Genomic DNA, 24,343 nt, shown 5'->3' on the forward strand with positions numbered 1-24,343 from the left:
AGGCGCGGCTACCCCGGTCGCCTCAGCGTGTCGAGGAAGCCTTCAACGGTGGGAAGGATGCGGTCGACGATCGTTTTCACGCCGTCCGCAGTGGGATGGATGCCATCGTTTAGATTGAGTTCGCGCCGGCCCGCAACCCCATCGAGGAAGAATGGATACAGCATCAGCCCATGCTTGGCGGCCAGTTCGGGAAAGATGGCGTCGAAGCGCTCGCGATAGGCTGGCCCCATATTGGGCGGGGCGAGCATGCCGGTGAGCAGCACGGGGATGTTGCGCGCCTTGAGGCGGGTGATGATGGCGTCCAGCGCCGAGCGTGTCTGCGCCGGGTCGAGCCCGCGCAGCGCGTCATTGGCGCCAAGCTCCAGGATGACCCCGTCGATGCTATCCCCGATGGACCAGTCCAGCCGGTCCAGCCCCGCCTGCGTGGTGTCGCCCGAGACGCCGGCATTCTCGATCACGATCGTGCGACCGCGCGCGGCCAGCGCCCTCTGGAGTTGCGCCGGAAAGGCGGCGGAGGCCGGAAGACCATAGCCAGCGGTGAGGCTGTCGCCGAAGGCGGCGATCCGCATCGGCCTGTTCTGCGCCTGCGCGGCGCCGGCAGGCAGGCAGGCTGCAAGCATTGTGATGATCGCCCCTACCGAAAGCAGGCCCCGGATGCCATCTGGGAACCACTGGCGCGCGTAAGCCAGACGCCTTCTTCGCCACGCCGCCATTGCCGTAACGCCCTGCCTCACGCCTCGCGCTCCTTGGAAAGATGTTGTTCAGCCGATGTCCGCCAGACAGAACGCCCAGATCGAACTCAAGAATGTCGAACTCAGTCTGGGGCGCGAGGTTGCCCGCGTCCACATCCTGAAGGGCATTTCGCTGTCCATCGAGACTGGCGAGGCCGTGGGCCTTGTCGGCCCGTCGGGCTCGGGCAAGTCCAGCCTGCTCATGGTCATGGCCGGCCTCGAGCGGGCCGACAAGGGCTCTGTCGTCATCGAGGGCGCGGACCTCTCGACCCTCGGCGAGGATGAGCTCGCCATTTTCCGCGGCCGGCGCATCGGCATTGTCTTCCAGTCCTTCCATCTCGTGCCGACCATGACGGCGCGCGAGAATGTGGCGCTGCCGCTCGAGCTGGCGGGACGCAAGGACGCCTTCGAGAGGGCGGAGCGCGAGCTCGCCGCCGTCGGCCTTGGCGAGCGCCTGCATCATTATCCCGCGCAGCTTTCGGGCGGCGAGCAGCAGCGCGTGGCCATCGCCCGCGCCATCGCCCCCGACCCGGCCATCCTCGTCGCGGACGAACCCACCGGCAATCTCGACGAGGCGACGGGCGCCTCAATCGTCGACCTGCTCTTTGCGCTCAAGCGCGAGCGCGGCTCGACCCTCGTCCTTGTCACGCATGATGCCTCGCTCGCAGCCAGGTGCGACCGCACTATCCGTCTGCGGTCCGGCCAGATCTCGCATCTGGCCTCCGTCAGCAACGCGATGGCCTGAGCCCATGCACGGACAGATTCCCCCGATCCGCCGGCCTCAGGGCATGATCGCACTGTCGCGCCTCGCCCTGAGCCTCGCCTGGCGCGATCTGCGCGGCGGCCTGCGCGGCTTTGGGGTGTTCATCGCCTGTCTCGCGCTGGGCGTCGCCGCAATCGCTGCCGTAACCTCCGTCGCGCGCGGCGTCGGCGAAGGGCTTGGCCGTGAGGGCAAACGCATTCTCGGGGGTGACGCCGCCTTCGCCCTCGTGCACCGCGAGGCGACCGAAAGCGAGCGCGCCTTCCTCGCCGCGCGTGGCGCTGTCTCGGTGATGGCCACCATGCGCGCGATGGTGAACGCCGGCGACAAGGGCACGGCGCTGGTCGAGATCAAGGCCGTCGACTCAGCCTATCCCACCATCGGCGACATCCGCAGCGAGCCGCAAGCGGCTCTTTCCGCGCTTCTGGCCCCGCGCGACGGGCTGCATGGCGTGCTCGTCGATCCTCTGATTCCCGGCCGGCTCGGCCTCGCCACGGGCGATGTGGTCCGCGTCGGCGAGGCAGAGGTGCGCATCGCCGGCACCATCCTCTCGGAGCCCGACAAGGTGGCGGCGGGGATCGGGCTTGGACCGCGCCTGCTGATGACCGAGGCCGCGTTGCGCCAGACCGGGCTGGTGCAGCCCGGCAGCCTGATCCGCTGGACCTACCGCGTGAACCTGCCGGGCGACGAGGCGGCTTCAGCCGCGCCGCTCGCCGCGCTGGAGGCCGAGGCCAGGCGCGCCCTGCCCGATGCGGGCTGGGAGGTGCGGACGCGCGCCAATGCCGATCCGCGCTTCTCGCGCAACATCGATCGCTTCAGCCAGTTTCTGACGCTTGTGGGGCTGACGGCCCTTCTGGTCGGCGGCGTCGGCGTGGCCAACGCCGTGCGCCGCTTCGTCGACGCCAAGCGGCTGGATTTCGCGACGCTGAAGGCGCTGGGCGCGCCCGGTTCGCAAGTGGTGGCCATCCATCTCGTCGAGGTCATGCTGGTGGCGATCATCGGCGTCAGCATCGGCGTGGCCGTCGGCGCCAGCCTGCCCTTCATCCTGGCAGGGCTGCTCGCTGACGTGCTGCCCTTGCCGCTGGCGCCGACCATCGCCTGGACAGAGCTTGGGGTCGCCGCTCTCTATGGCCTCGTGACTGCCCTTGTCTTCGCGCTGCTGCCGCTCGGCCAGGCGCATGACACCCCCGTCTCGGCGCTCTTCCGCGATGTCGTCGATTCGCAGGACCGTCGCCCGCGCGCGCTCTATCTCGTCGCCTTCGCCGCGGCCCTCGCCGCCATGATCGGCATCACCATCCTTTTCGCCTATGATGCGCGCATCGCGACGATCTACATCGGCGTGATCGCGGCGACTTTCGTGCTGCTGCGCTTGGTCGGCTTCATCATCATGCGCGTCGCGGCCGCCATGCCGCGCGCGGCGGCGCCGTCGCTGCGCATGGCCATCGCCAACATGCACAGGCCCGGCGCGCTCACGCCGGCCCTGGTGCTGTCGCTGGGGCTGGGCGTTGCGCTGCTCTCCGCGCTCGCCTTCATCGACGTCAGTCTCAACCGCGCCCTGACACAGAACCTGCCGGCCCGCGCGCCAAGCTTCTTCTTCCTCGACATTCCGAACACGCGCACGGCCGAGTTCGACGCCTTCATCAGGCGTCAGGCTCCCGGCGCGGAGATCGAGCGGGTGCCGTTGATGCGCGGCCGGCTTGTCGCGCTCAACGATACCCCCGCAGAGCAGGTCAAGGCTGCGGACCGCTTCGGCTGGGTGCTCGAAGGCGACCGCGGCCTGAGCTACGCCGCCACGCTGCCACGCGATTCGCGCCTCGTCACCGGCGAGTGGTGGGCTCCCGACCATTCCGGCGAGCCGCTTGTGTCCTTCGACCATGACCTCGCCACCGGGCTCGGGCTGAGACTGGGAGATCGTGTGACCGTCAATGTGCTCGGCCGCAACATCACCGCGCGGCTGGCCAACACGCGCAAGGTCGAATGGCGCAATCTCGGCATCAACTTCGTCATGCTGTTCTCGCCCAACGCCTTCGCCGGCGCGCCGCACTCGCATCTGGCCACGCTCACCGTCCCCGCTGAGACCAGGCCCCTCTCGGCGCAGGAGGCCGCCACGCAGGATGCAGCCCTGCTGCGCGAGCTTGGCCGCAGCTTCCCCGCCGTCACCGCAGTGCGGGTGAAGGATGCGCTCGAGGCCGCGAATGATCTGGTGGGCAAGCTGACCCTCGCCATCCGCGTCGCGAGCGGCATCGCCGTCGCGGCCTCGCTGCTGGTGCTGGCCGGCGCGCTGGCGGCGGGCCAGCGCGCGCGGCTCTATGACGCAATGATTCTCAAGACGCTGGGCGCGACGCGCAGGCGCATCATGGCGTCCTACGGGCTCGAATATGCGTTGACCGGGGGTGTCGCCGCGCTGTTCGGCCTTGTCGCAGGGGCGGGCGCGGGCTGGGCGGTCACGACACGGGCGATGAACATCGACTTTGTCTTCGCACCCGGAAGCGCCATTATTCTTGCCAGCGTCACGATTTGCATCGCCGTTGGCTTTGGATTGATTGGAACCATGCGAATACTGGCGAAGAAACCGGCGAGTTACTTGCGCTCGCTATAGTTGGCGAGCGCGTCTTTTAACATTTTTGTTCTGTAATTTTGCCGGCGAAGCGCCGGACCGCCAAGGTCGCGGCGACGCAAGTCGCGGCCGGCGGCAAGCGACCACTTGCAAGACTGCCTGGTTATCCCCATACTTTACACCGACGTCGGATGCCGACGCTGCGGGGCTTTGAACAATCCCGCGGAAACTGGCCGTCCTTCAGGGATTTCCAAAGGGAGTTGGAGCTTTCCATGAGCAATTTCGATCCTAACGCTTCCGCCTGGGGCACCACGCGTGTCCAGACGCGGAGCGCCGCCGAGGTCGATCAGGGCCTTCGGTCCTTCATGCTCGGCGTTTACAACCACATGATCACGGGCCTGGGCATCTCGGGCGTTGTCGCGATGGGTGCCAACATGCTCGCCGGCGGCAGCCTGCGCACGCTGACGCCTTTCGGCCAGCTGCTGTATCTGAGCCCGCTCAAGTGGGTGGTGATGCTGGCTCCGCTGGCGTTCATCCTGCTGTTCTCATTCCGCGCCGACAAGATGTCGCCATCGGCCGCCCGCGGCATGTTCTATGCGTTTGCGGCGGTGATGGGCCTGTCGATGTCGTCCATCCTGATGGTCTTCACCGGCGCGTCGATCGTGCAGATGTTCTTCGTGACCGCTGCGGCCTTTGGCGGGCTGAGCCTGTTCGGCTACACCACCAAGAAGTCGCTGTCGGGCATGGGCTCGTTCCTCATCATGGGCCTGATCGGTCTGGTCATCGCCTCGCTGGTGAACCTGTTCCTTCAGTCGAGCGCCATCCAGTTCGCCATTTCGGCGATCGGCGTGCTGGTGTTCGCCGGCCTCACCGCCTGGGACACCCAGCGCCTGAAGGAAATCTACATCCATGGCGAAGGCTCGGCCGACGATCTGGCCCGCCTGTCGATCAACGGGGCGCTGTCGCTGTATCTGAACTTCATCAACATGTTCCAGATGCTGCTGTCGCTGTTCGGCAACCGCGAGTGATCGCATACCCGGCGTGAAGACAACGAACCCCGGCCGTGAGGCCGGGGTTTTTGTTTGCAGCGGTCTGTGGCTGTCTCCCCGGGCGCGTTGCCGTTGACGGCACAGAGGCAATGTCCGAACGCGATGACGGGCGTGTTCCCGGCCTGACACTCCACCCCGGCCCGCGCGCTTGCTCCTTGCCGCCATGACCGTCCTTGTCGACCCACCGCAGATCCTCACGCGCCCCTGCGCAGAGACCGAACTGCCCGCAATCCTGGGCATCTATGCCCGTTTCCGTGTGCAATGATGCGGCCTCATGGGAGTTCGAGCCGCCTGGCCTTGACGAGATGGCCGTCGCCGCCGCGCCATCATCGGGGCCGGCTTTACCCTTCGCCTGAGGCGTGGAACCCCAACGCGGGCGATCAGCGCACCAGCTTCAGCGGCTTGTCGAGCACCTGCAGGACGCGCTCGAGCTCATGCCCGCGCTTCATGGTCAGGCCGCCGGCCGTCGTCACGCTGTACGCGCCCTGCCGGCGGGCCAGCGACGGGTTCTTGACGATCCGGTAAAGCGGCATCTCGGACGAGCGCCGGAAGACGGAAAACACCGCCATGTCCTTCAGGAAATCGATCGCATAGTCGCGCCACTCGCCCTCGGCGACCTTGCGTCCATAGAGATTGAGGATGGCGCGCAGCTCGTGGCGGTCGAAGGAGACCTTTGCCCCTGCGACGGACCCGGCAGCGGCTGACGGCGTAGGGCCGGCTGTCCCGCTCGCGCCGCGCAGGGGAATCACGGCGGCAATCTCCTCCGCATCTGCATCGCTCATGCCGCCGTCTCCGCCTCAGCCGTCTTGTCTGATGATGGTGCCGGCGCGGCGCGCATGCAAGCAGCGCTGGAGATCGCCGCGTCCCGGCTCTTTGCCAGGCTGCCCGATTCGCGACGCCAGGCACCGCTGCCTGGCCGTCCTGCACCTGACCACATGTTTTTGACGCGCCCCATTTTGGCCGGGTTCACGCCCATCCAAAGACATGTTGGGGCGTATGATGATCCACGTCCCTCGACGGCCTGCACCGAATGCGGTCTGGACACGTCAGCCCCCCAGCCCCCCAGGGCGTAAGCGGGTCAGGCACCAACGTCCGGGATCTTGGCCGGCCACTTCGGTGGTCGGCCATTTCTTTTTCAGGCGGCGCTCAGCGCGCCATGGCGTGATAGGCGTTGTTGGGGCGCATGTCGGTGGCGGAGGCGAGGCGGTTCGACATGTTGTAGAAGGCCGCCACGGAGCCGATGTCCCAGATGTCCCGCTCCGAGAAGCCCGCCTTCCGCAGCGCCTCGCGTTCCGCCTCACCGACGCGGTGCGGCGTGACGGTGAGCATGTCCGCGAAGTCCAGCATGGTCTGGTGCCGCGGCGAAAGCGCGGCCGTGCGCCAGTTCATCACCAGGAGTTCGCCCAGCGCCGGATCGCCCGAGAGCTGGCGCACGGCCGCGCCGTGGGCTGCAAGACAGTAGTAGCAGCGATTGGCCGACGAGACCGCCACCGCGATCATCTCACGCTCCAGCTTCGACAGGCCCGAAGGGGCCATCATCAGCTCATTGTAAAAGGCCACGAAGGCTTCGAGCTTGGCATTGTCGAAGGCGTGGGCCTTCAGCACATTGGGCACGAAGCCGATCTTCTCCTCGCACTTGGCAAAATAGGCCTGCATGGCGGGGGACAAGGCGGCCGGCGGCAGGTCGAGCGCCATTGCCGGCCCGTCTATCCCCTGCGGCAGCGGCTTTTCGCCGGATGTCGGCCTTGACGGCCCTGGCTTGCTGTCATCTGTCATGGCTGTTGCCTCCGCTTCACGCTGCCTTGCAACGCCCGGCCCCGTGGGTTGCGAGGCGGCGGGCATCTGCTACCAAAGTTGCACGCTGCGGGCGCTTGTGCCATCGCTCATGCTACGATTCGGCCCAAAGACGCCGTGGGGGAGACGTTGACCATGGCACGCAAGCCGCCGGAAGCCGCCGCAACCGCTCCTGAACTGCCCCCCGACGCACTCACGACCTTCACCAATCTGCTCTTCGCCCATGTCGCTGCGGAAGACATCGCCTCCTATGACATGGCGGACCTGACACGCTTCGCCCGCGGCGCCTATGAACATCTCGCGGTCCCGCGCCTGCCGCGCGCGACCCGGGTGCGCCTACGCGACGACGCCGTGGAGCGGGCGGGCGTCAGGCGCGAGCTGACCATCATCGAGGTGGTGAACGACAACATGCCGTTCCTGCTCGATTCGACCCTGGCGGAGCTGACCGACCAGGGCATCGAGCCCAATCTTGTCGCTCATCCGATCGTCGCCGTCGCCCGCTCGGCCGATGGCGCGCTCGGCCGCATGGCGGGGGACGCCTCGGCGCGGGCGCCCGAGGGCACTTTGCGCGAGAGCCTGATTCATATCCACATCGACTGGCTTCCGGACACCGCGACGCGCGAGCGGTTGTGCGCCGGGCTGGAACGGGTCTATGCCGATGTGCGCGTGGCGGTCGATGACTGGTCGTTGATGCGCATGCGCCTTGGCTCGGCCATGCAGGCCTACCGCAACAACCCTCCGCCCTTGCCCGATGACGAGCTTGCGGAGGCGATGCGCTTTCTCGACTGGATCAGCGCTGACAACTTCACCTTCCTCGGCATGCGCGAATACAGCTTCGCCGAGGCCGACGCCTCACCCGACGAGGTCGGCGGCACGGGCCTCGGCATCCTCCGCGATCCCAAGGTCATGGTGCTGCGCCGGGGCCGGGATCTCGTGTCGACAACGCCGGAGATTCGCGCCTTCCTCAACCGGCCCCAGGCGCTCATCATCACCAAGGCCAATGTGAAGAGCAGGGTGCACCGGCGCGTCCACCTCGATTATGTCGGGGTCAAGCTCTTCACGCCGGATGGCCGCCTCGCCGGCGAGTTGCGCATCGTGGGTCTGCTGACCTCCTCGGCCTATACCGGCACCGCGGCCTCCGTTCCCTACCTCAGGCTCAAGGTCGCCCAGGTGGCCAGGCTCGCCGGCTTCGATCAGGCCAGCTATTCGGGACGTTCCTTGATGAACGTGCTCGATTCCTATCCGCGCGACGAGCTGTTCCAGATCAGCGTGGAGACGCTTCACCGCTTCGCGCTCGAGATCCTGCTGCTCACCGAGCGTCCGCGCATCAGGGCGCTTGCCCGCATCGACGAATTCGACCGCTTCGTCTCCGTGCTCGTCTACATCCCGAAGGATCGCTACGACACCGCCGTGCGCCGCCGGGTCGGGGAATTCCTCGCCCGCGTCTTCGCCGGCCGTGTCTCTGCGGCCTATCCGACCTATCCCGAGGGACCGCTCGCCCGCACCCACTTCATCATCGGCCGCGATGGCGGCGAGACGCCGCGCGTCGACCGCGCCACGCTCGAGACCGGCATCAACGCCATTGTCCGCACCTGGGCCGATGGGCTCAAGGATGCGCTCGCCATGGCCAGGGGCAGCCTCAGGGCGCGCCATTCCGCCGAGCGCTATGCCGATGCCTTCGGCGCGGCCTATCGCGAGGCCTTTTCGGCCGCGCAGGCGATCGAGGACATCGCCATTCTCGACACGCTGTCCGACGACAAGCCGAGGGCTGTCGACTTCTACCGGCGCGAGGGCGATCCGGGCTCGCGCGTGAACCTCAAGGTCTTCACCCGCGCGGCGCCCATGCCGCTCTCGCAGCGCGTGCCGATGCTGGAGAACATGGGCTTCACCGTCGTCAACGAACGCACCTACCGCATCGTGCCGGCAGGCGTCGGCGCCAATGAGCGCATCTGGCTCCATGACATGGCGCTTGAGCGCTCCGCTGGCGGCGACATCGACATCGAGACGGCCGAGCCCGCCATCGAGGCGGCGCTGATGGCCCAGTTCAGGGGCCTCACCGAATCGGACCGCTTCGACGCGCTGGTGCTCGAGGCCGGGTTGGCCTGGCGCGAAGCGTCGCTGATGCGGGCGCTGGCGCGCTACCTGCAGCAGGCCGGCGTGCCATACGGGCAGGATTACCTCGCCAACACGCTGGCGCGGCACAAGCAGATCGCCGCGACGCTGGCGCAGAGCTTCCACAACCGCTTCGACCCACGGATCGGGGCCGCAGCGCGCGAAGCGGCGGCTGGCGAACTCGACGCCCGGCTCGAGGCGCAGCTTGCCTCCGTCACCAGCCTCGATGATGACCGGATCTTGCGCCGCTTCGCCAATCTGATCGCTGCGGCCGTCAGGACCAACTTCTTCCAGATCGGCCCTGATGGCTTCAGCCGCCCCGTCATCGCGTTCAAGTTCGACAGCGGACGGCTCGAGGGCCTGCCCGCGCCGCGCCCGCTTTACGAGATCTTCGTCTATTCGCCCCGCGTCGAGGGCGTTCACCTGCGCTTCGGCAAGGTGGCGCGCGGCGGCCTGCGCTGGTCGGACCGGCCGCAGGATTTCCGCACCGAGGTGCTGGGCCTTGTGAAGGCGCAGCAGGTCAAGAATGCCGTGATCGTGCCGGTCGGCGCCAAGGGCGGCTTCGTGCCCAAGCAGTTGCCGCCCGCCTCCGATCGCGCCGCCTGGTTCGCGGAAGGCACCGAGAGCTACCGCATCTTTGTGCGCACGCTTCTGGAGCTGACCGACAATCTCGATGGCGAGCGCATCGTGCCCCCGGCCAATACCGTCAGGCATGATGGCGACGACCCCTATCTCGTCGTGGCGGCCGACAAGGGCACGGCCACCTTCTCCGACACCGCCAACGCCCTTTCCGCCGAGAAGGGCCACTGGCTGGGCGACGCTTTCGCCTCCGGCGGCAGCCAGGGCTACGACCACAAGAAGATGGGCATCACCGCCCGCGGCGCCTGGGAAGCCGTCAAGCGCCATTTCCGCGAAATGGACCACGACATCCAGACCGCGCCCTTCACCGTGGCGGGCGTCGGCGACATGTCCGGGGACGTGTTCGGCAACGGCATGCTCCTGTCGCCGGTCATCGAGCTGGTCGCCGCCTTTGACCACCGCGACATCTTCCTCGATCCGGCGCCAGACCTGGCCGCCAGCTTCCGGGAGCGCGAACGGCTTTTCGCCCTGCCCCGCTCGAGCTGGCAGGATTATGACAAGAGCCTGATCTCGGACGGAGGCGGCGTCTTCCCTCGCACCGCCAAGTCGATTCCCCTCACGGCGCGGGTGCGCGCGCTGCTTGACCTCGACAAGGCTGAGGCGACCCCGCAGGAGGTGATGCAGGCGATCCTGAAGGCGCGGGTGGACATGCTCTGGTTCGGCGGCATCGGCACCTATGTCCGCGCCTCCACCGAGACCGACGCCGAGGTGGGCGACCGCGCCAATGACGCCATCCGCATCACGGGCCTCGACCTCCGCGCCAAGGTGATTGGCGAAGGCGCGAACCTTGGCGCGACCCAGCGCGGGCGCATCGAGGCGGCCCGCGCTGGGGTCAGGCTCAACACCGACGCCATCGACAACTCGGCCGGCGTCAACACCTCCGACGTCGAGGTCAACATCAAGATCGCGCTCACGGCCCCCGAGCGCGATGGCCGCCTGGCTGAGGCCGCCCGCAACGCGCTGCTCGCCGACATGACCGGCGAGGTCGCCGCGCTCGTGCTGCGCAACAACTACCTTCAGTCGCTCGCCGTTTCGCTGGCTGAGCGACGGGGCGCAGCCGAACTGTCCCTGGCCCGCACCCAGATGCGCCGGCTCGAGCGTGAGGGCCGCCTCGACCGGGCTGTCGAGCATCTGCCGAGCGATGCCGTGCTGGCTGCGCGGGACACGCGCGGCGAGGGCATGACCCGCCCCGAGCTTGCCGTGCTGCTCGCCTACGCCAAGCTCACCCTGTATGACGACCTTCTGGCGAGCTCGCTGCCGGAAGAGCCCTATCTGGCGGCAGAACTCACCCGCTATTTCCCGACTGCGCTGCGCGAGCGCTTCCCCGACGCGCTGCAGAACCATCGACTGCGCCGCGAGATCATCTCAACCCAGCTTGCCAATGCGGTGATCAACCGCGGCGGCGCCGGCGTGGCCGCACGCCTGGCCGAAGAGACGGGCGCCGACGCGGCAGCGATCGCCCGCGCCTATGTGCTGGCGCGCGACGCCTTCGGCCTGCTCGACCTCAACCTCGCCATCGACTCGCTCGACTCCCGTCTGCCCGGCGCAAGCCAGCTTGCGCTTTATGGCGCCGTTCAGGAGACGCTTGTCGCCCGCATGGTCTGGTTCCTGCGGAACGCCGATGTCTCGCGCCCGCTCGACGAGCAGATCGCCCGCTTCGGCGCCGGCGTCGCGGCGATCTCCGCAGCCGGCGCCACGCTCGTCGGCTCGGCGCAGGAGCGTCAGGGGCGGGTCGACGCGCTGGCGGCGCTCGGCGTCCCGGCAGAGCTGGCCGGCCGCATCGTGGACCTGCCTGCCCTCCAGGCCGCGCCCGATGGCGTGCTGATCGCCGAGCTCAGCGGCGCGAGCGTCGCCGATGGCGTCGCCACGCTCTTCGCTGCGGCGGATGCATTGGGGGCGGACCGGCTGCGGCAGGCGGGCGCGGCCCTCAAGGCGACCGATCGCTTCGAGCGTCTGGCGATCGACCGCGCGCTGGAGCGCTGCGATCTGGCGCTGCGGGCGATTTCGGTCGCGGTCATCCGCAGCCATGGCGGCGGCGGCGAGGCCCTCCGCGCCTGGACGGCGAGCCGTCCGCGCGAGGCGGCGAAGCTTCGGGCCATGCTCGACGAACTCATCGACACCGGCATGACCGCATCCAAGCTCGCCGTAGGCGCCAGCCTGATGGACGACATGGCGCGGGCGAGCCAGCCGCTGTGAAGCCACGGCCCGCTTGGCAATGGCGCTGGCGCCGCCCCTGCCTGCTGGGATAGACAAACAGTCTATCCGGACAGCCCGCGGCCCGCGCCGCGCGACGCGTCACACATGCGAGGGACAAGCGCCATGGCGAGCGAGACCAACGATGCGGCCCCCAGCCCCGTGATGAAGGTGGACCCCAAGCTTCTCGAACTGCTGGTCTGCCCCGTGACCAAGAGCACGCTGCGCTACGACGCGGCGCGGCAGGAGCTCATTTCCGACGCCGCGAAGCTGGCCTACCCGATCCGCGACGGCATCCCGATCATGCTGCCCGAAGAAGCCCGCGTCATCGATTGAAGGACGCCGCCTTCACAGCGCTTCGCCGCGCAGAAGCCGCGGCTGCGACGCCCCGGAGCCTGCCGCCTGCCGGATGAAGGCGCTCTTGAGCCCGGGCATGCGGTCGACCAGCCCCATGCCGAGGTCGCGCGCCAGGCGGATCGGCGTGACGTCATTGGAGAACAGGCGGTTCAGCCCATCTGTGACCACGCCCATGGCAAGCGTGTCGTGCCGCCGCGCCGTCTCGTAGGGCTTCAGCGCCTCGGCCGAGCCGATGTCGAGACCGAGGCGCGCGGCCTCGACCACGGCCTCCGCGAGCGCTGCGACATCCTTGAGACCCAGATTGAGCCCCTGGCCGGCGATCGGATGGATGAGATGGGCCGCATCCCCCGCCAGCGCGAGCCGCCGCGCCACGAAGCGGCGGGCCATGCCATAGGCCAGCGGATAGGCCTTTGGCGGCGAGGCCATGCGGATCGGGCCCAGCTGCAGGCCGAAGCGACTTTCCAGCTCCTCCATCAGATCCTCCGGCGCGAGCGCGAGCAGCGCCGCCACATCGGCCGTGGCCTCGGTCCAGACGATCGAGGACTGGAAGCCGCCATCGGCGGCGTCAGGCAGAGGCAGCATCGCGAACGGCCCCGCCGGCAGGAAATGCTCCACCGCCCGGCCTTGATGATCGCGTTCATGCCCGATCGTCGCGACAATGCCGGACTGATGATAATCCCAGCCCACCCAGCCGATTCCGGCCGCCTCGCGCAGGCGCGAGCGGGCGCCGTCGGCCGCCACCGCGAGCGCGGCGCCGATCTCCTCCCCGCCGGCGAAGCGCACGCTGGCGCGGTGAAGATCGGCATCGACCGTGCGCACGGCCTCGGGCCGCATCACCACGCCCGCCGCGATGCAGGCTTCCGCCAGCACGCGGTCGATGGTGCGCGCCCACACCATGTGGGCGAAGGGCTCGTGGCCGTCGGCGGCCTCGCGCGCGGCGAAGGTCAGGTAGACCGGCCGCACCACATCGCGCGTGCGGCTGTCGGTGATGATCATCTCGGTGATCGGCTCCGCCCCGGCCGCCATCGCCTCCCACACGCCCAGCGCCCCGAACATGCGTCGCCCGGCGGCCGAGATCGCATAGGCCCTGCCGTCGGTGCGCGGCGGGTCGGCCAGGATCGGGTCGGCCAGGATCGGGTCGGCCAGGATCGGGTCGGCGAGGATCGGGTCGGCCACCAGCACCTCATGGGAGCGACCCAGACCCTGCTTCAGCGCGAGCGCAAGGCTGAGGCCCGCGAGCCCGGCGCCGGCGATGATGATTCGCATGGACACGGTTTCATTCCTCCGCCCCGGCTGTTGGCCCATCCCGGGTCCGCAAGCCTGATCGCTTCTGTGTGAACCGCGCCGATGGCCTTGACAAGCCGGCGGCCCGGCGGCCGATTGTCCCCTCAAGGAGACCCCCATGGCCCGCGCCGTCGACGCCCTGCTCGATACCCTCGATCTCGAGCCGCTGGAGCACAACCTTTTCCGAGGCCGCAGCCCGCAGGTGGGCTGGCAGCGCGTCTTCGGCGGCCAGGTCATCGGCCAGGCCCTGGTCGCCGCCTGCCGGACGGTCGAGGACCGCAAGCCCCATTCGCTGCACGCCTACTTCCTGCTGCCGGGCGACCCCAGGGTCCCGATCATCTACGAGGTGGACCGTATCCGTGATGGCCGCTCCTTCGCCACGCGCCGCGTGGTCGCGATCCAGCATGGCGAGGCCATCTTCTCGATGTCGGCCTCCTTTCATGCCGAGGAGCCCGGCCTGGACCACCAGATGCCGATGCCGGATGTGCCCATGCCGGAGGATCTGCCCGACGATGCCGAGGTCCGGGCCACCATCCTGCCCCGGATGCCCGCGCCGGTGCGGGCCTATTTCGAGCGCGAGCGGCCCATCGAGCTGAGGCCTGTCGAGTTTTCGCGCTACGCCACCCGCACGCCGATGGAGCCCCGCTTCCAGGCCTGGATCAGGGCGACCCGTCGCCTTCCCGATGATCCCGTGCTGCACCAGTGCGTGCTCGCCTACGCCTCCGACATGACGCTGCTGGACGCATCCCTCATTCCCCATGGTCGCAGCGTCTTCGAGCGTGGCATCCAGGCCGCCAGCCTTGACCATGCGCTGTGGTTCCATCGTCCTTTCCGCGCCGATGAATGGCTGCTCTACGCCCAGGACAGCCCGTCGACCTCCGGCGCGCGCGGTTTCGCGCGCGGGCTGATCTACGACCAGAAAGGCCGTCTCGTGGCCTCGGTTGCCCAAGAAGGACTCATCCGGCCGCGCCCCGACCGCGACTGAGCGCGGCTGTCTGCACAATTTCCGGGCAACGGCAGCATTCTTGGGCACCCGGTTCTTTGTCGCCACGCACAACTGCGGACGAAGTGCTGCGTGCCCCGCCTGCGCGTCCTTTCTGCTGCCTGAAAGCGGCTTGTCCCCGTCCCCGCGCCATTGGCACGCTCCTTGATAGCGTTGCTCACGAGGCGCGTGGATCGCGCGCTGGCCAGCAATCGACCGCAGCTCGTGACGACAACGCGGCAGCGGCAAACAGACGGGGTGCGAAGCAACATGAAAATCGTGATGGCCATCATCAAGCCATTCAAGCTCGAGGAGGTCCGCGACGCGCTGACCTCGCTGGGCGTGCACGGCCTGACCGTGACCGAGGTCAAGGGCTACGGCCGCCAGAAGGGTCACACCGAGATCTATCGCGGCGCCGAATATGCGGTGAGCTTCCTGCCGAAGATCAAGATCGAGGTGGCCGTGGCCAATGATCTGGTCGGCAAGGTGATCGACGCGATCACCGGCGCAGCCCGCACCGGACAGATCGGCGACGGCAAGATCTTTGTCTCATCCATCGAGCGTGCCGTCCGCATCCGCACCGGCGAAACCGATCAGGACGCGCTCTGAGCGCAGCTGCCCATTTTTCGGAGACCAACCCCATGTTGAAGTCACTTCGTTCGGGAGCGGGCCTCGTCGGCGCCTCCCTCCTCATCGCGGCGCTGATGGCTGGGCCTGCGCTCGCCCAGGCGCCCGCCGCGCCCGTGCCCAACAAGGGCGACACCGCCTTCATGATGATAGCCACGGTGCTGGTCCTTCTGATGACCATTCCGGGCCTCGCCCTGTTCTATGGCGGCCTCGTGCGCAGCAAGAACATGCTTTCGGTGCTGACCCAGGTCTTCGCCGTGGTCTGCATCACCATGCTGATCTGGGTGGTCTACGGCTACTCCCTCGCCTTCACCAATGGCGGCGGCCTCAATGACTTCGTGGGCGGCTTCTCCAAGGCCTTCCTCTCCGGCGTCGACGCCACCACGACAGTCGCCACCTTCTCCAACGGAGTCGTCATCCCCGAGCTGGTCTATGTCTGCTTCCAGATGACCTTCGCCTGCATCACGCCCGCCCTCATCGTCGGCGCCTTTGCCGAGCGCATGAAGTTCTCGGCGCTTGTGCTGTTCTCGGTCCTCTGGGTCACCTTCATTTACCTGCCCATGGCCCACATGGTCTGGTACTGGGCCGGCCCGGACGCCGTCGCCGCCGCCGCCAGGGCCGTGGTCGAGGCTGGCTCTGACGCCGCCAGGAAGGCCGCCGCCGAAGCTGCCCTGAACGCCGTCAAGGCCGATGCGGGCTTGCTCTTCCAGTGGGGCGCGCTCGACTTCGCCGGCGGCACGGTGGTCCACATCAATGCCGGCGTTGCCGGCCTGGTGGGCTGCCTGCTCATCGGCAAGCGCGTCGGCTACGGCAAGGAGCTGATGGCGCCGCACTCGCTGACCATGACCATGATCGGCGCCGCCCTGCTCTGGGTGGGCTGGTTCGGCTTCAACGCCGGCTCCAACCTCGAGGCCAACGGCACCGCCGCCCTGGCCATGATCAACACCTTCGTGGCTACCGCCGCTGCGGCCGTCGCCTGGCTGTTCGCGGAGTGGGCAGCCAAGGGCAAACCCTCGCTGCTCGGCATGGTGTCGGGCGCTGTGGCGGGCCTCGTCGCGGTCACCCCGGCCGCCGGCTTCGCCGGCCCGATGGGCTGCATCATGCTGGGCCTCATGGCCGGCGCAGTCTGCTTCGTCTTCTGCTCGACCGTGAAGAACGCCTTTGGTTACGACGACTCGCTCGACGTGTTCGGCATTCATGCCGTCGGCGGCATGATCGGCGCCATCGCCACCGGCATTCTGGTCAACACCGCCCTCGGCGGCGCCGGCATCCCAGACTACGAGAGCAAGCCTGGCGAGCTCGCCGTCGGGGCCTATGCCCTCGGCATCGCGGTCTGGGCCCAGCTCAAGGCTGTGCTGTTCACGATCGTCTGGACCGGCATGGGCTCGCTCATCCTGTTCAAGATCGTCGATGTCATCATCGGCCTGCGCGTCACCTCCGATCAGGAGCGCGAGGGTCTCGACATCGCCGAACATGGCGAGCGCGCCTACAACTACTGATCCAGCGCCGTCCCGATTGATCGGCCTTCACCCCGGCGCCTCCAGCGCCGGGGTTTTTCGTCGAGCCCGGGGCTGTCCGGCTGGCTGCGGCCTTCTGGCCTGGCGGCTTTCGCACTTCGCGGCTGGCAAGACGCACAAGGTTAAGCGCGCCTTAACCGGGCGCTGGCTAATCTTTGCGATGATGGCGCGTCCGAGGCGGGCGCCGCCAGCTCATCGGCCACGATCGATGGCTCGAGGACGGGCTTGACGACACCATGCGCATGATCAGACGCCACTCCTGGAGCGACCATCTCCCGCCGGCGCTGCGGGACTTCATCCACCGCCGCGCCGCAGAGATGGCGGGCCTGGCGATTCTGGCGACCGTGATCGCGCTTCTGGTGGCGCTGGCGAGCTGGTCCGTCGACGATCCGAGCCTCAACAACGCCACCGACGGCGCTGTCCGCAATCTCATGGGCATGCCGGGCGCCATCTTCGCCGACCTGCTGATGCAGTTGCTCGGGCTCGGCGTCGTCGGCCTTCTGCTTCCGCCCTTTGCCTGGGCGCTCAAGCTGCTGCGCACCCGCTCTCTCGGGCGTTTCGCCCTGAGGGTCGTGCTCTGGCTGCTGGGCGCCGTGGCGGCCGCGGCCGTGGCCAGCGCCCTGCCCCCATCCAGCCGCTGGCCGCTGCCTTCGGGCCTTGGCGGCGTGGTGGGCGACACGCTGCATCTGGGCGCGCGCAATCTGCTCGGCCTGTCAGGCTCTGCCTTCGGCAGTCTTGTCGGCTTCGTCTATCTCGCCATCGCCGTGCTCTCGTTGACCGCCGCCGCCGGCTACGCCTTCGCCCGCGATGCTGACGACGAGGAGGATTGGGCCGGGGAAGATGAGGATGAGGACCGCATCCGGGCCGATTCCGAGCCCGGCCTTGGCGTCATTCTGGTCGGCGCCGTCGCGCATATGCTGATGACCGTGCGCGGCGCCCTGCGTCGCTGGACGGGCGGCCAGCGCATGGCCTATGCAGGCCAGACCGGCCTTGCCCATGCCGACGACGGCGGCAGCCGCCGCACGCAGCGCGCACGGCTCGAGCCCGGCTTCGGCGATTCTCCGCACACCGCGCGGCCTGAACGCAGCCGCGCCCCAGACCTCGATCATGATGAACCGGCTGCGGACAGGCTCCCGCGCGGCGCTGACGAGGCGCGCGGCCTGAAGCCCGGCTCGCGTTCCGTCGCGCGACCTGTCGCACCCATGCCGACCAGCCCCGCGCCCTTCCTCGATGACGAGGACGAGGCGGATGACGAGACCGTGAGCCACCGCGTCGCCGCGCCGCCACCGCCGCCCAGGCCCGGCAAGCGCATGCAGCGCGAAGCCCAGCCCTCGCTGCTCGACACAGACCGCTTCGCCCTGCCCGCCCTCACCTTTCTCACCGAACCCAAGACATCAGCCGCGCCCCAGATCTCCACCGATGCGCTTGAGCAGAACGCCACCTTGCTCGAAGGCGTGCTCGAGGATTTCGGCGTGCGCGGCGAGATCGTGCAGGTCCGTCCCGGCCCAGTGGTCACGCTCTACGAGCTCGAGCCTGCGCCCGGCACCAAATCGTCTCGCGTCATCAGCCTTGCTGATGACATCGCCCGCTCGATGAGCGCGGTCTCGGCGCGCGTGGCGGTGGTTCAGGGCCGCAATGTCATCGGCGTCGAGCTTCCCAACGCCAAGCGCGAGACAGTCTATCTGCGCGAACTGCTCGCCTCCGCCGATTTCGAGCAGAGCAAGCACAGGCTGGCCCTGTGCCTCGGCAAGACCATCGGCGGCGAGCCGGTGATCGCTGATCTTGCCAAGATGCCGCATCTTCTGGTGGCTGGCACCACCGGCTCGGGCAAGTCCGTCGCCATCAACACCATGATCCTGTCGATTCTCTACCGGCTCAAGCCCGAGGAATGCCGGCTGATCATGGTGGACCCGAAGATGCTGGAGCTGTCGGTCTATGACGGCATCCCGCATCTGCTCACGCCCGTCGTGACAGACCCCAAGAAGGCTGTGGTGGCCCTCAAATGGGCGGTGCGTGAGATGGAGGAGCGCTACAAGAAGATGTCGAAGCTGGGCGTGCGCAACATCGACGGCTTCAACCAGCGCGTCATCGAGGCGCGCGACAAGGGCGAGATCATCACCCGCACGGTCCAGACCGGCTTCGACCGCCACAGCGGCGAAGCGATCTACGAACAGGAGGACATGGATCTCGAGGCGCTGCCCTACATCGTCGTGATCGTCGACGAGATGGCAGACCTCATGATGGTGGCAGGCAAGGACATCGAGGGCACCATCCAGCGGCTTGCCCAGATGGCGCGCGCCGCCGGCATCCATGTCGTGCTCGCCACACAGCGCCCCTCGGTCGATGTCATCACCGGCACCATCAAGGCCAACTTCCCCACCCGCATCTCCTTCCAGGTCACCTCGAAGATCGATTCACGCACCATCCTTGGCGAGCAGGGGGCGGAGCAGCTGCTGGGCCAGGGCGACATGCTCTTCATGGCGGGCGGCGGACGCATCACGCGCGTCCACGGCCCCTTCGTGTCCGACAGCGAGGTCGAGAAGGTCGTCGCCCACCTCAAGACGCAGGGCCGGCCCGACTATCTCGACGCGGTGACCGCCGACGAGACTGAATCCGGCGCGGCTGCCGATGATGACGGCGCGGTGTTCGACAAGTCGGACATGGGGGCGGCCTCAGAAGACCCTTATGAGCAGGCTGTCGCGGTTGTCCTGCGCGACAACAAGGCCTCCACCTCCTACATCCAGCGGCGGCTGCAGATTGGCTACAACCGCGCGGCCTCGATCATGGAGCGCATGGAGACCGAGGGCATCGTCGGTCCCGCCAACCATGCCGGCAAGCGCGAGATCCTGGTCGAGACGCAAGGCCGCCGTGACGAGGATTGATGGCCCTGGGGCTGCCAGCCCGCGCCGCCGTGACAGGCTTGTGAATGACTGCTCGAGGCGCCCGCCTGGCGCGCCTGGCGGAATCCGATTGAATTTCGCCGCGTGGATCGCCATGTGAAGAAGAGGCGTGACGCATCTGCGAGACTTGGCCATATTGGCCATTCTGGTCCCGTGATCCTTGACCGCCGCCCGGCCTCGAACCCCGAGGGGAAGGATTGAGCATGATCGCGCGAGCCCTCGCGCTGGCCGCCCTGCTGCTTGTGCCCGTGGCCGAGGTCGCGATGGCGCAGCAGGTGCCGTTCCCGCCTCGCCGCCCGGCCGAACTTGGGCGTTCGGCGCGTTCTCCAGCGCCCGCGCCTGCGGCCGCAACGCCCGCCTCACCGTCCCAGCCGCTGACCCCGGCCGCCGCACCGATGCGCCTGACGCCCGACGCCGCGACCACGCCTGTCAGGCCCGCCCCCACGGGTCCGCTGAGCGAGGATGCGGCGCTGGACCGCGTCAACGACTACATGAACTCCTTCCGCACGCTCATCGCCGATTTCGTGCAGTTCGGCGGGGATGGGCGGAGATATGAAGGCCGGCTCTATATCCACCGTCCCGGCCGGATGCGCTTCGAATATCGCCCGCCAGCCACCATCGAGGTGATTTCGGACGGCACTACCGTGGCCGTGCGCGACAAGCGTCTGGCAACCCAGGACAATTACCTGATCGGCCAGACGCCGCTCAAATTCCTGCTCAAGGAGCGCATCGACCTGCGCCGCGACGTCAAGATCCTTGGCGTCTCCTCAAGGCCTGACCTCATCCGCGTGACCATGGAGGACAGGGCGACGCTTGGCGGCACCTCACGGATCACCCTGCATTACGACCCGCGCGCCGACCGGCTCAGGCAATGGGTGATCATCGATCCGCAGGGATACGAGACCAGCGTGCAGGTGGCGAATCTGGACACGGATCGCCGGCCCGACCCGTCGCTCTTCCGGATCACCATCAACAATGACCGGACCAGCAACAACTGAGCCGGGGTCTGACGGTCGCATTGTCCGCCGGCGCCTTGAAATGCTGAAACCGGGCGCTTGAATCGTTTGATGAGCGCGCCAGTTTCCCTTCCGGGGATCCACAATGCCGTTTTTGACCCCCCCGTTCGGAGACGGCCCTGCCCCACGCCGGGAGGCATCCCTCCTGCCGGCAGCGCCCCACAGCGCAAGCGCCCAACCTCCCCCCGGGGTTGGGCGCCTCCGCTTCGGGGCCCGCTTTCGCCCCGGGCGTCCTTGCGCTTGCACAACCGTGTCAACGGGGGCATGAGCGGCACAGCCTTCGCTCCCTCATCCTTGTCTCCGACGCCCCGTCCATGAAGCTCTCCGTCACCACCTGGAACATCAATTCCGTTCGCCTGCGCTTTCCGATCGTGAAGGGGCTTCTGGAGACGACGCGGCCTGACGTTCTGTGCCTTCAGGAGACGAAGACGCCGGATGATCGTTTCCCCGCGGCTGATTTCGCAGCGCTCGGCTACGTCCACCAGGCCTTCATCGGCAACAAGGGCTACAATGGCGTGGCCGTGCTGTCCCGACTGCCCTTCGCCGCCCGCGCCACCATGGCGATGTGCGGTCGCAACGATGCCCGGCATGTCTCGGTGACGCTGGGCGCCGAGGCTGGCCTCGTCGCCGACGTCGATATCCACAACTTCTATGTGCCGGCCGGCGGCGACGAGCCCGATCCCGCCATCAACGAGAAGTTTGCCCACAAGCTTGCCTTCCTTGACGAGATGAATCGCTGGGCCGGGGCCGCGAAGCCCACCGGGCGCTCCGCCATCCTTGTCGGCGACCTCAACATCGCGCCTTACGAATCGGATGTCTGGAGCCACCGGCAGCTGCTCGACGTGGTCAGCCACACCCCGATCGAGACCGAGACGCTCGAGCGCTTCCGGCGCGAACATGGCTGGGTGGATGCGATCCGCCAGCACTGGCCGGAGCCGGAGAAGGTCTACACCTGGTGGAGCTACCGCGCGCAGGACTGGCGCGCCGCCGACCGTGGACGCCGGCTCGACCATGTCTGGGTGTCGCCGGACCTCGCCCCGCGCCTCGCCTCTGCGACCATCGAGAAGGATGCGCGCGGCTGGGACAGGCCCTCGGACCATGTGCCGGTCACGATCCGGCTGGACCTCGAGGCAGGATCAGCGGTCGCTCGCGCTCAGGTCACGCCTGACGTTTGAGAGTTCGGCCGTCAGCCCGCGCACGCGCTCTGCCATGAGATCGCGAATCGTGGCGGCCGCCTCGGGAAACTCGAGGAGCACGCGCATCATCACCTTGTGCGGCAGCTTCATCACCGTGGACAGCTCTCGCGCGATCGCGGTCGCAGGGCGGGTGACCTCTGTGAACAGCGCTGTCTCGCCCAGGAGATAGCCAGGCCGCGCCAGCTCGACTGCCGGCGATCCGTCAGCCCGAGAATCCAGCGCCAGCAGCCCCGTCACGACGATATAGCCGCCATCGGCGCGGTCGCCCTTGCGGAACAGGATGTCTCCGACCCGCATCACGCGCGTCTCCGCCGAGAAGGCGAGAAGGCGCAGGGCCTCCCGCGGCAGCACGGCCAGCAATGGCTGCGACTGCATGATGGCGATGTCCTTGTCCAGTGCCATGGCTCTACCCTCGCCTCGGTCTCAGGGTTCGAGCCGGTATCCGCCAGGATCGGTCATCAGGATCGTGGCGCGGCCGACATCGGGCTCGATCTTCTGGCGCAGGCGGTAGATGTGGGTTTCGAGCGTATGGGTCGTGACGGTGGCGTTGTAGCCCCAGACCTCCTGCAGCAGCACGTCGCGCGGCACGGGCTTGCGCCCCGCCCGGTAGAGAAAGCGCAGGATTGCGGTTTCCTTCTCGGTGAGCTTGAGCTTCGAGCCCTTGCCCGAGACAAGCAGCTTGGAGCCGGGATGGAAGGTGTAGGGTCCGATCTGAAAGACAGCATCCTCGCTCGCCTCATGCTGCCTGAGATGCGCGCGGATACGCGCGAGCAGCACCGCGAAGCGAAACGGCTTGACCACATAATCATTCGCCCCCGCCTCCAGCCCCAGCACCGTATCGGCATCAGAGCCCTGGGCGGTCAGCATGATGATCGGCGCCTTGAAGCCGCCGCGCCGCATCTGCTTCACCGCGTCGCGGCCGTCCATGTCGGGCAGGCCGACATCCATCACCGCAAGGTCGATGCGTTCGCTCTTGGCGGTCTGGATCGCGCCCTGCGCATTGGCCGCCTGCACCGTCTCGAACTCCGCATACTGCCCCAGTTGCTCGGCAAGCGTCTCGCGCAGCACGTCTTCGTCGTCGACAAGCAGGAGCCGGTAGGTCTGGGACATGTTCGGAAAACCATTATACAAGGACAGCGAAGCATCGTGAGGATAGCGCCTTTCGCCCGAAAGGCGAAGCCCGCGTTGCGGCGCCGCCTTGGGCTGTCCATGCTGGCGCAGCGTTGTGGCGAGCACATGAGCAGCGGCAGGAGGGCGGCGGAAACGCCGCGCGGACATGAACGGTTATCCGATTGCGTCGCTGCGGCTAGTGCCGTCTGTGCGCAACCGCACACGCGGCTTTCTCATCGCCGGCGCCTCGGTCTTCGACTGCGCGATCGGCCGGGGCGGCATCATCGTCCGCAAGCGGGAGGGTGACGGCGGCACCCCGCGCGCCATCCTGCCGCTCAGGCGCCTGTTCCTGCGCCCGGACAAGGGCCCGCGCCTGCCCTCCGCCTTGCCCGCCCGTTGGCTGACGCGGCAGGACGCCTGGTGCGACGACATCCGCGACCGGCGCTACAATCGCCTCATCCAACGTCCCCCCGGCCCGGCCGAGGAACGCCTGTGGCGCGAGGATCATCTTTACGACCTCATCGTGGAACTGGGCTGGAACGACGCCCCCATCCGCCGCGGCCATGGCAGCGCGATCTTCTGGCACCTGCCGCGTCCTGGCCTGACCGCGACCGCCGGATGCATGGCGACGCCGCGCGCCGTCTTCCTCAAGGTGTTGCCACGCCTCGGCCGCGGCACGAGGCTCATCGTCGCGGGCGCGCGCCCGGCCCCATCAGGCGCGCGCGCCAAAGATCGCGCTGCCAAGCCGCACATGCGTCGCGCCTAGCTGGATCGCGGCGGCATAGTCCGCGCTCATGCCCATGGAGAGCGTCGTCAGGTGGTGGCGGCCAGCGATGGCCGCGAGCAGCGCGAAATGCGGCGAAGGCGGCTGGTCGGCCGGGGGAATGCACATCAGCCCGTCAATGGCGAGGCCGTGTCCGGTCCTGCAGCGTGCGATGAAATCATCGACATCGGCGGGGCCTACCCCGCCCTTCTGCGGCTCGTCGCCGGTGTTGACCTGCACCAGAAGGCGCGGGCTGCGCCCCTGCCGCGCGATCTCGCGCGCGAGTTCCTTCGCGAGGCTCTCGCGGTCCAGCGTCTCGATCACGTCGAACAGCGCCACCGCGTCGCGCGCCTTGTTGGACTGCAGCGGTCCGATCAGGTGCAAGGTCACGCCGGCGAAGGCCTCGCGCAGCGCCGGCCACTTGGCTCTCGCCTCCTGGACGTAGTTCTCGCCGAAACGGCGATGGCCGGCCTCGAGAACCGGCGTGATGGCGGCGGCGTCGAAGAGCTTGGAGACGGCCACCAGCGCGACATCCTGCGGCTTTCGCCCGGCATCGCGCGCCGCCCTTGCGACAAGCGCCTCGACCTCCCTGAAACGGGTCGTCACGTCCATGCCTCTGGCCTTCCTCACCGCAAAACCGCGCATGGCGGACGGCCAACCACGTTGACCGCGCGCGCCTGATCGTGTCCTAGTCGGATCTTCACCGTGCACGCAACTGGCGTTTGCGAGGCATGTTTTGTTTGGCTGCCTCTGGCG

18 protein-coding genes and 1 pseudogene are annotated in these 24,343 nt (G+C 68.0%); 12 read left to right on the forward strand and 7 right to left on the reverse strand.

The genetic code is table 11. From position 1 onward, the window contains the following. Nucleotides 1–8: 8 nt before the first annotated feature. Nucleotides 9–620 (reverse strand): arylesterase, encoded by a 612-nt coding sequence (locus HEQ16_02295; GenBank protein MCO4052886.1) that lies wholly within the window; start codon nt 618–620, stop codon nt 9–11. A gap of 148 nt (nt 621–768) precedes the next feature. Here HEQ16_02295 and HEQ16_02300 point away from each other — a divergent pair, with 148 nt between their 5' ends. The 3 genes from HEQ16_02300 (at nt 769) to HEQ16_02310 (ending at nt 5,076) form a co-directional block, all read left to right on the forward strand. Beyond that, nucleotides 769–1,476 (forward strand): ABC transporter ATP-binding protein, encoded by a 708-nt coding sequence (locus HEQ16_02300; protein MCO4052887.1) that lies wholly within the window; start codon nt 769–771, stop codon nt 1,474–1,476. 4 nt (nt 1,477–1,480) lie between these two features. Continuing rightward, on the forward strand, nt 1,481–4,090 hold the full coding sequence (locus HEQ16_02305; protein MCO4052888.1) for an FtsX-like permease family protein: 2,610 nt from the start codon (nt 1,481–1,483) through the stop codon (nt 4,088–4,090). A gap of 230 nt (nt 4,091–4,320) precedes the next feature. After that, on the forward strand, nt 4,321–5,076 hold the full coding sequence (locus HEQ16_02310) for a Bax inhibitor-1/YccA family protein (GenBank protein MCO4052889.1): 756 nt from the start codon (nt 4,321–4,323) through the stop codon (nt 5,074–5,076). A gap of 401 nt (nt 5,077–5,477) precedes the next feature. On the opposite strand, the gene HEQ16_02315 is transcribed toward HEQ16_02310, so the two are convergent. Next, nucleotides 5,478–5,879, reverse strand: coding sequence for a DUF2794 domain-containing protein (locus tag HEQ16_02315; protein ID MCO4052890.1), 402 nt, complete (start codon nt 5,877–5,879; stop codon nt 5,478–5,480). Between the two features lie 364 nt (nt 5,880–6,243). Further along, nucleotides 6,244–6,792 (reverse strand): peroxidase-related enzyme, encoded by a 549-nt coding sequence (locus tag HEQ16_02320; GenBank protein ID MCO4052891.1) that lies wholly within the window; start codon nt 6,790–6,792, stop codon nt 6,244–6,246. A 234-nt stretch (nt 6,793–7,026) separates the two neighbouring features. Here HEQ16_02320 and HEQ16_02325 point away from each other — a divergent pair, with 234 nt between their 5' ends. Together HEQ16_02325 and HEQ16_02330 are read left to right on the forward strand one after the other, a co-directional pair. Beyond that, complete coding sequence (locus HEQ16_02325; protein MCO4052892.1) at nt 7,027–11,838, forward strand: NAD-glutamate dehydrogenase; 4,812 nt, start codon at nt 7,027–7,029, stop codon at nt 11,836–11,838. Nucleotides 11,839–11,961: 123 nt separating this feature from the next. Continuing rightward, a complete protein-coding gene (locus HEQ16_02330; protein MCO4052893.1) occupies nt 11,962–12,171 on the forward strand; it encodes a Trm112 family protein in 210 nt (69 codons plus the stop codon). Between the two features lie 12 nt (nt 12,172–12,183). Here the strand turns inward: HEQ16_02330 and HEQ16_02335 are convergent, their stop codons facing one another. Then, on the reverse strand, nt 12,184–13,458 hold the full coding sequence (locus HEQ16_02335; GenBank protein ID MCO4052894.1) for a 2-octaprenyl-6-methoxyphenyl hydroxylase: 1,275 nt from the start codon (nt 13,456–13,458) through the stop codon (nt 12,184–12,186). A gap of 136 nt (nt 13,459–13,594) precedes the next feature. On the opposite strand from HEQ16_02335, the gene tesB reads away from it, so the two are divergent. From tesB to xth, 6 genes are all read left to right on the forward strand, one after another. Next, nucleotides 13,595–14,461 carry an acyl-CoA thioesterase II gene (tesB, locus tag HEQ16_02340; GenBank protein ID MCO4052895.1) on the forward strand — a complete coding sequence of 289 codons (867 nt, stop codon included), beginning with the start codon at nt 13,595–13,597 and terminating at the stop codon, nt 14,459–14,461. A gap of 267 nt (nt 14,462–14,728) precedes the next feature. After that, nucleotides 14,729–15,067: a P-II family nitrogen regulator gene (locus tag HEQ16_02345; protein MCO4052896.1), complete on the forward strand. Its 339-nt coding sequence runs from the start codon at nt 14,729–14,731 to the stop codon at nt 15,065–15,067. Between the two features lie 32 nt (nt 15,068–15,099). Continuing rightward, on the forward strand, nt 15,100–16,584 hold the full coding sequence (locus HEQ16_02350) for an ammonium transporter (protein ID MCO4052897.1): 1,485 nt from the start codon (nt 15,100–15,102) through the stop codon (nt 16,582–16,584). A gap of 254 nt (nt 16,585–16,838) precedes the next feature. Next, entirely contained in the window at nt 16,839–19,484 is a 2,646-nt protein-coding gene (locus tag HEQ16_02355; GenBank protein MCO4052898.1) for a cell division protein FtsK, read from the forward strand. 221 nt (nt 19,485–19,705) lie between these two features. Further along, the gene (locus HEQ16_02360; protein ID MCO4052899.1) at nt 19,706–20,500 is read left to right on the forward strand and encodes a cell envelope biogenesis protein LolA; all 795 of its coding nucleotides are present in this window, start codon (nt 19,706–19,708) and stop codon (nt 20,498–20,500) included. Nucleotides 20,501–20,832: 332 nt separating this feature from the next. After that, a complete protein-coding gene (gene xth, locus HEQ16_02365) occupies nt 20,833–21,693 on the forward strand; it encodes an exodeoxyribonuclease III (protein MCO4052900.1) in 861 nt (286 codons plus the stop codon). Here xth and HEQ16_02370 read toward each other — a convergent pair. Both HEQ16_02370 and HEQ16_02375 read right to left on the reverse strand, forming a co-directional pair. Further along, nucleotides 21,655–22,116, reverse strand: coding sequence for a Crp/Fnr family transcriptional regulator (locus HEQ16_02370; GenBank protein ID MCO4052901.1), 462 nt, complete (start codon nt 22,114–22,116; stop codon nt 21,655–21,657). The genes xth and HEQ16_02370 overlap by 39 nt on opposite strands. Before the next feature lie 21 nt (nt 22,117–22,137). Continuing rightward, nucleotides 22,138–22,824, reverse strand: coding sequence for a response regulator transcription factor (locus HEQ16_02375; GenBank protein MCO4052902.1), 687 nt, complete (start codon nt 22,822–22,824; stop codon nt 22,138–22,140). Nucleotides 22,825–22,990: 166 nt separating this feature from the next. Here HEQ16_02375 and HEQ16_02380 point away from each other — a divergent pair. Next, nucleotides 22,991–23,515, forward strand: a pseudogene (locus HEQ16_02380) (L,D-transpeptidase catalytic domain protein). 21 nt (nt 23,516–23,536) lie between these two features. Here the strand turns inward: HEQ16_02380 and HEQ16_02385 are convergent. Next, complete coding sequence (locus HEQ16_02385) at nt 23,537–24,199, reverse strand: YggS family pyridoxal phosphate-dependent enzyme (GenBank protein ID MCO4052903.1); 663 nt, start codon at nt 24,197–24,199, stop codon at nt 23,537–23,539. Nucleotides 24,200–24,343: the final 144 nt, after the last annotated feature.

The organism is Bosea sp. (in: a-proteobacteria) (assembly GCA_023910605.1).
Lineage (GTDB): Bacteria > Pseudomonadota > Alphaproteobacteria > Rhizobiales > Beijerinckiaceae > Allobosea.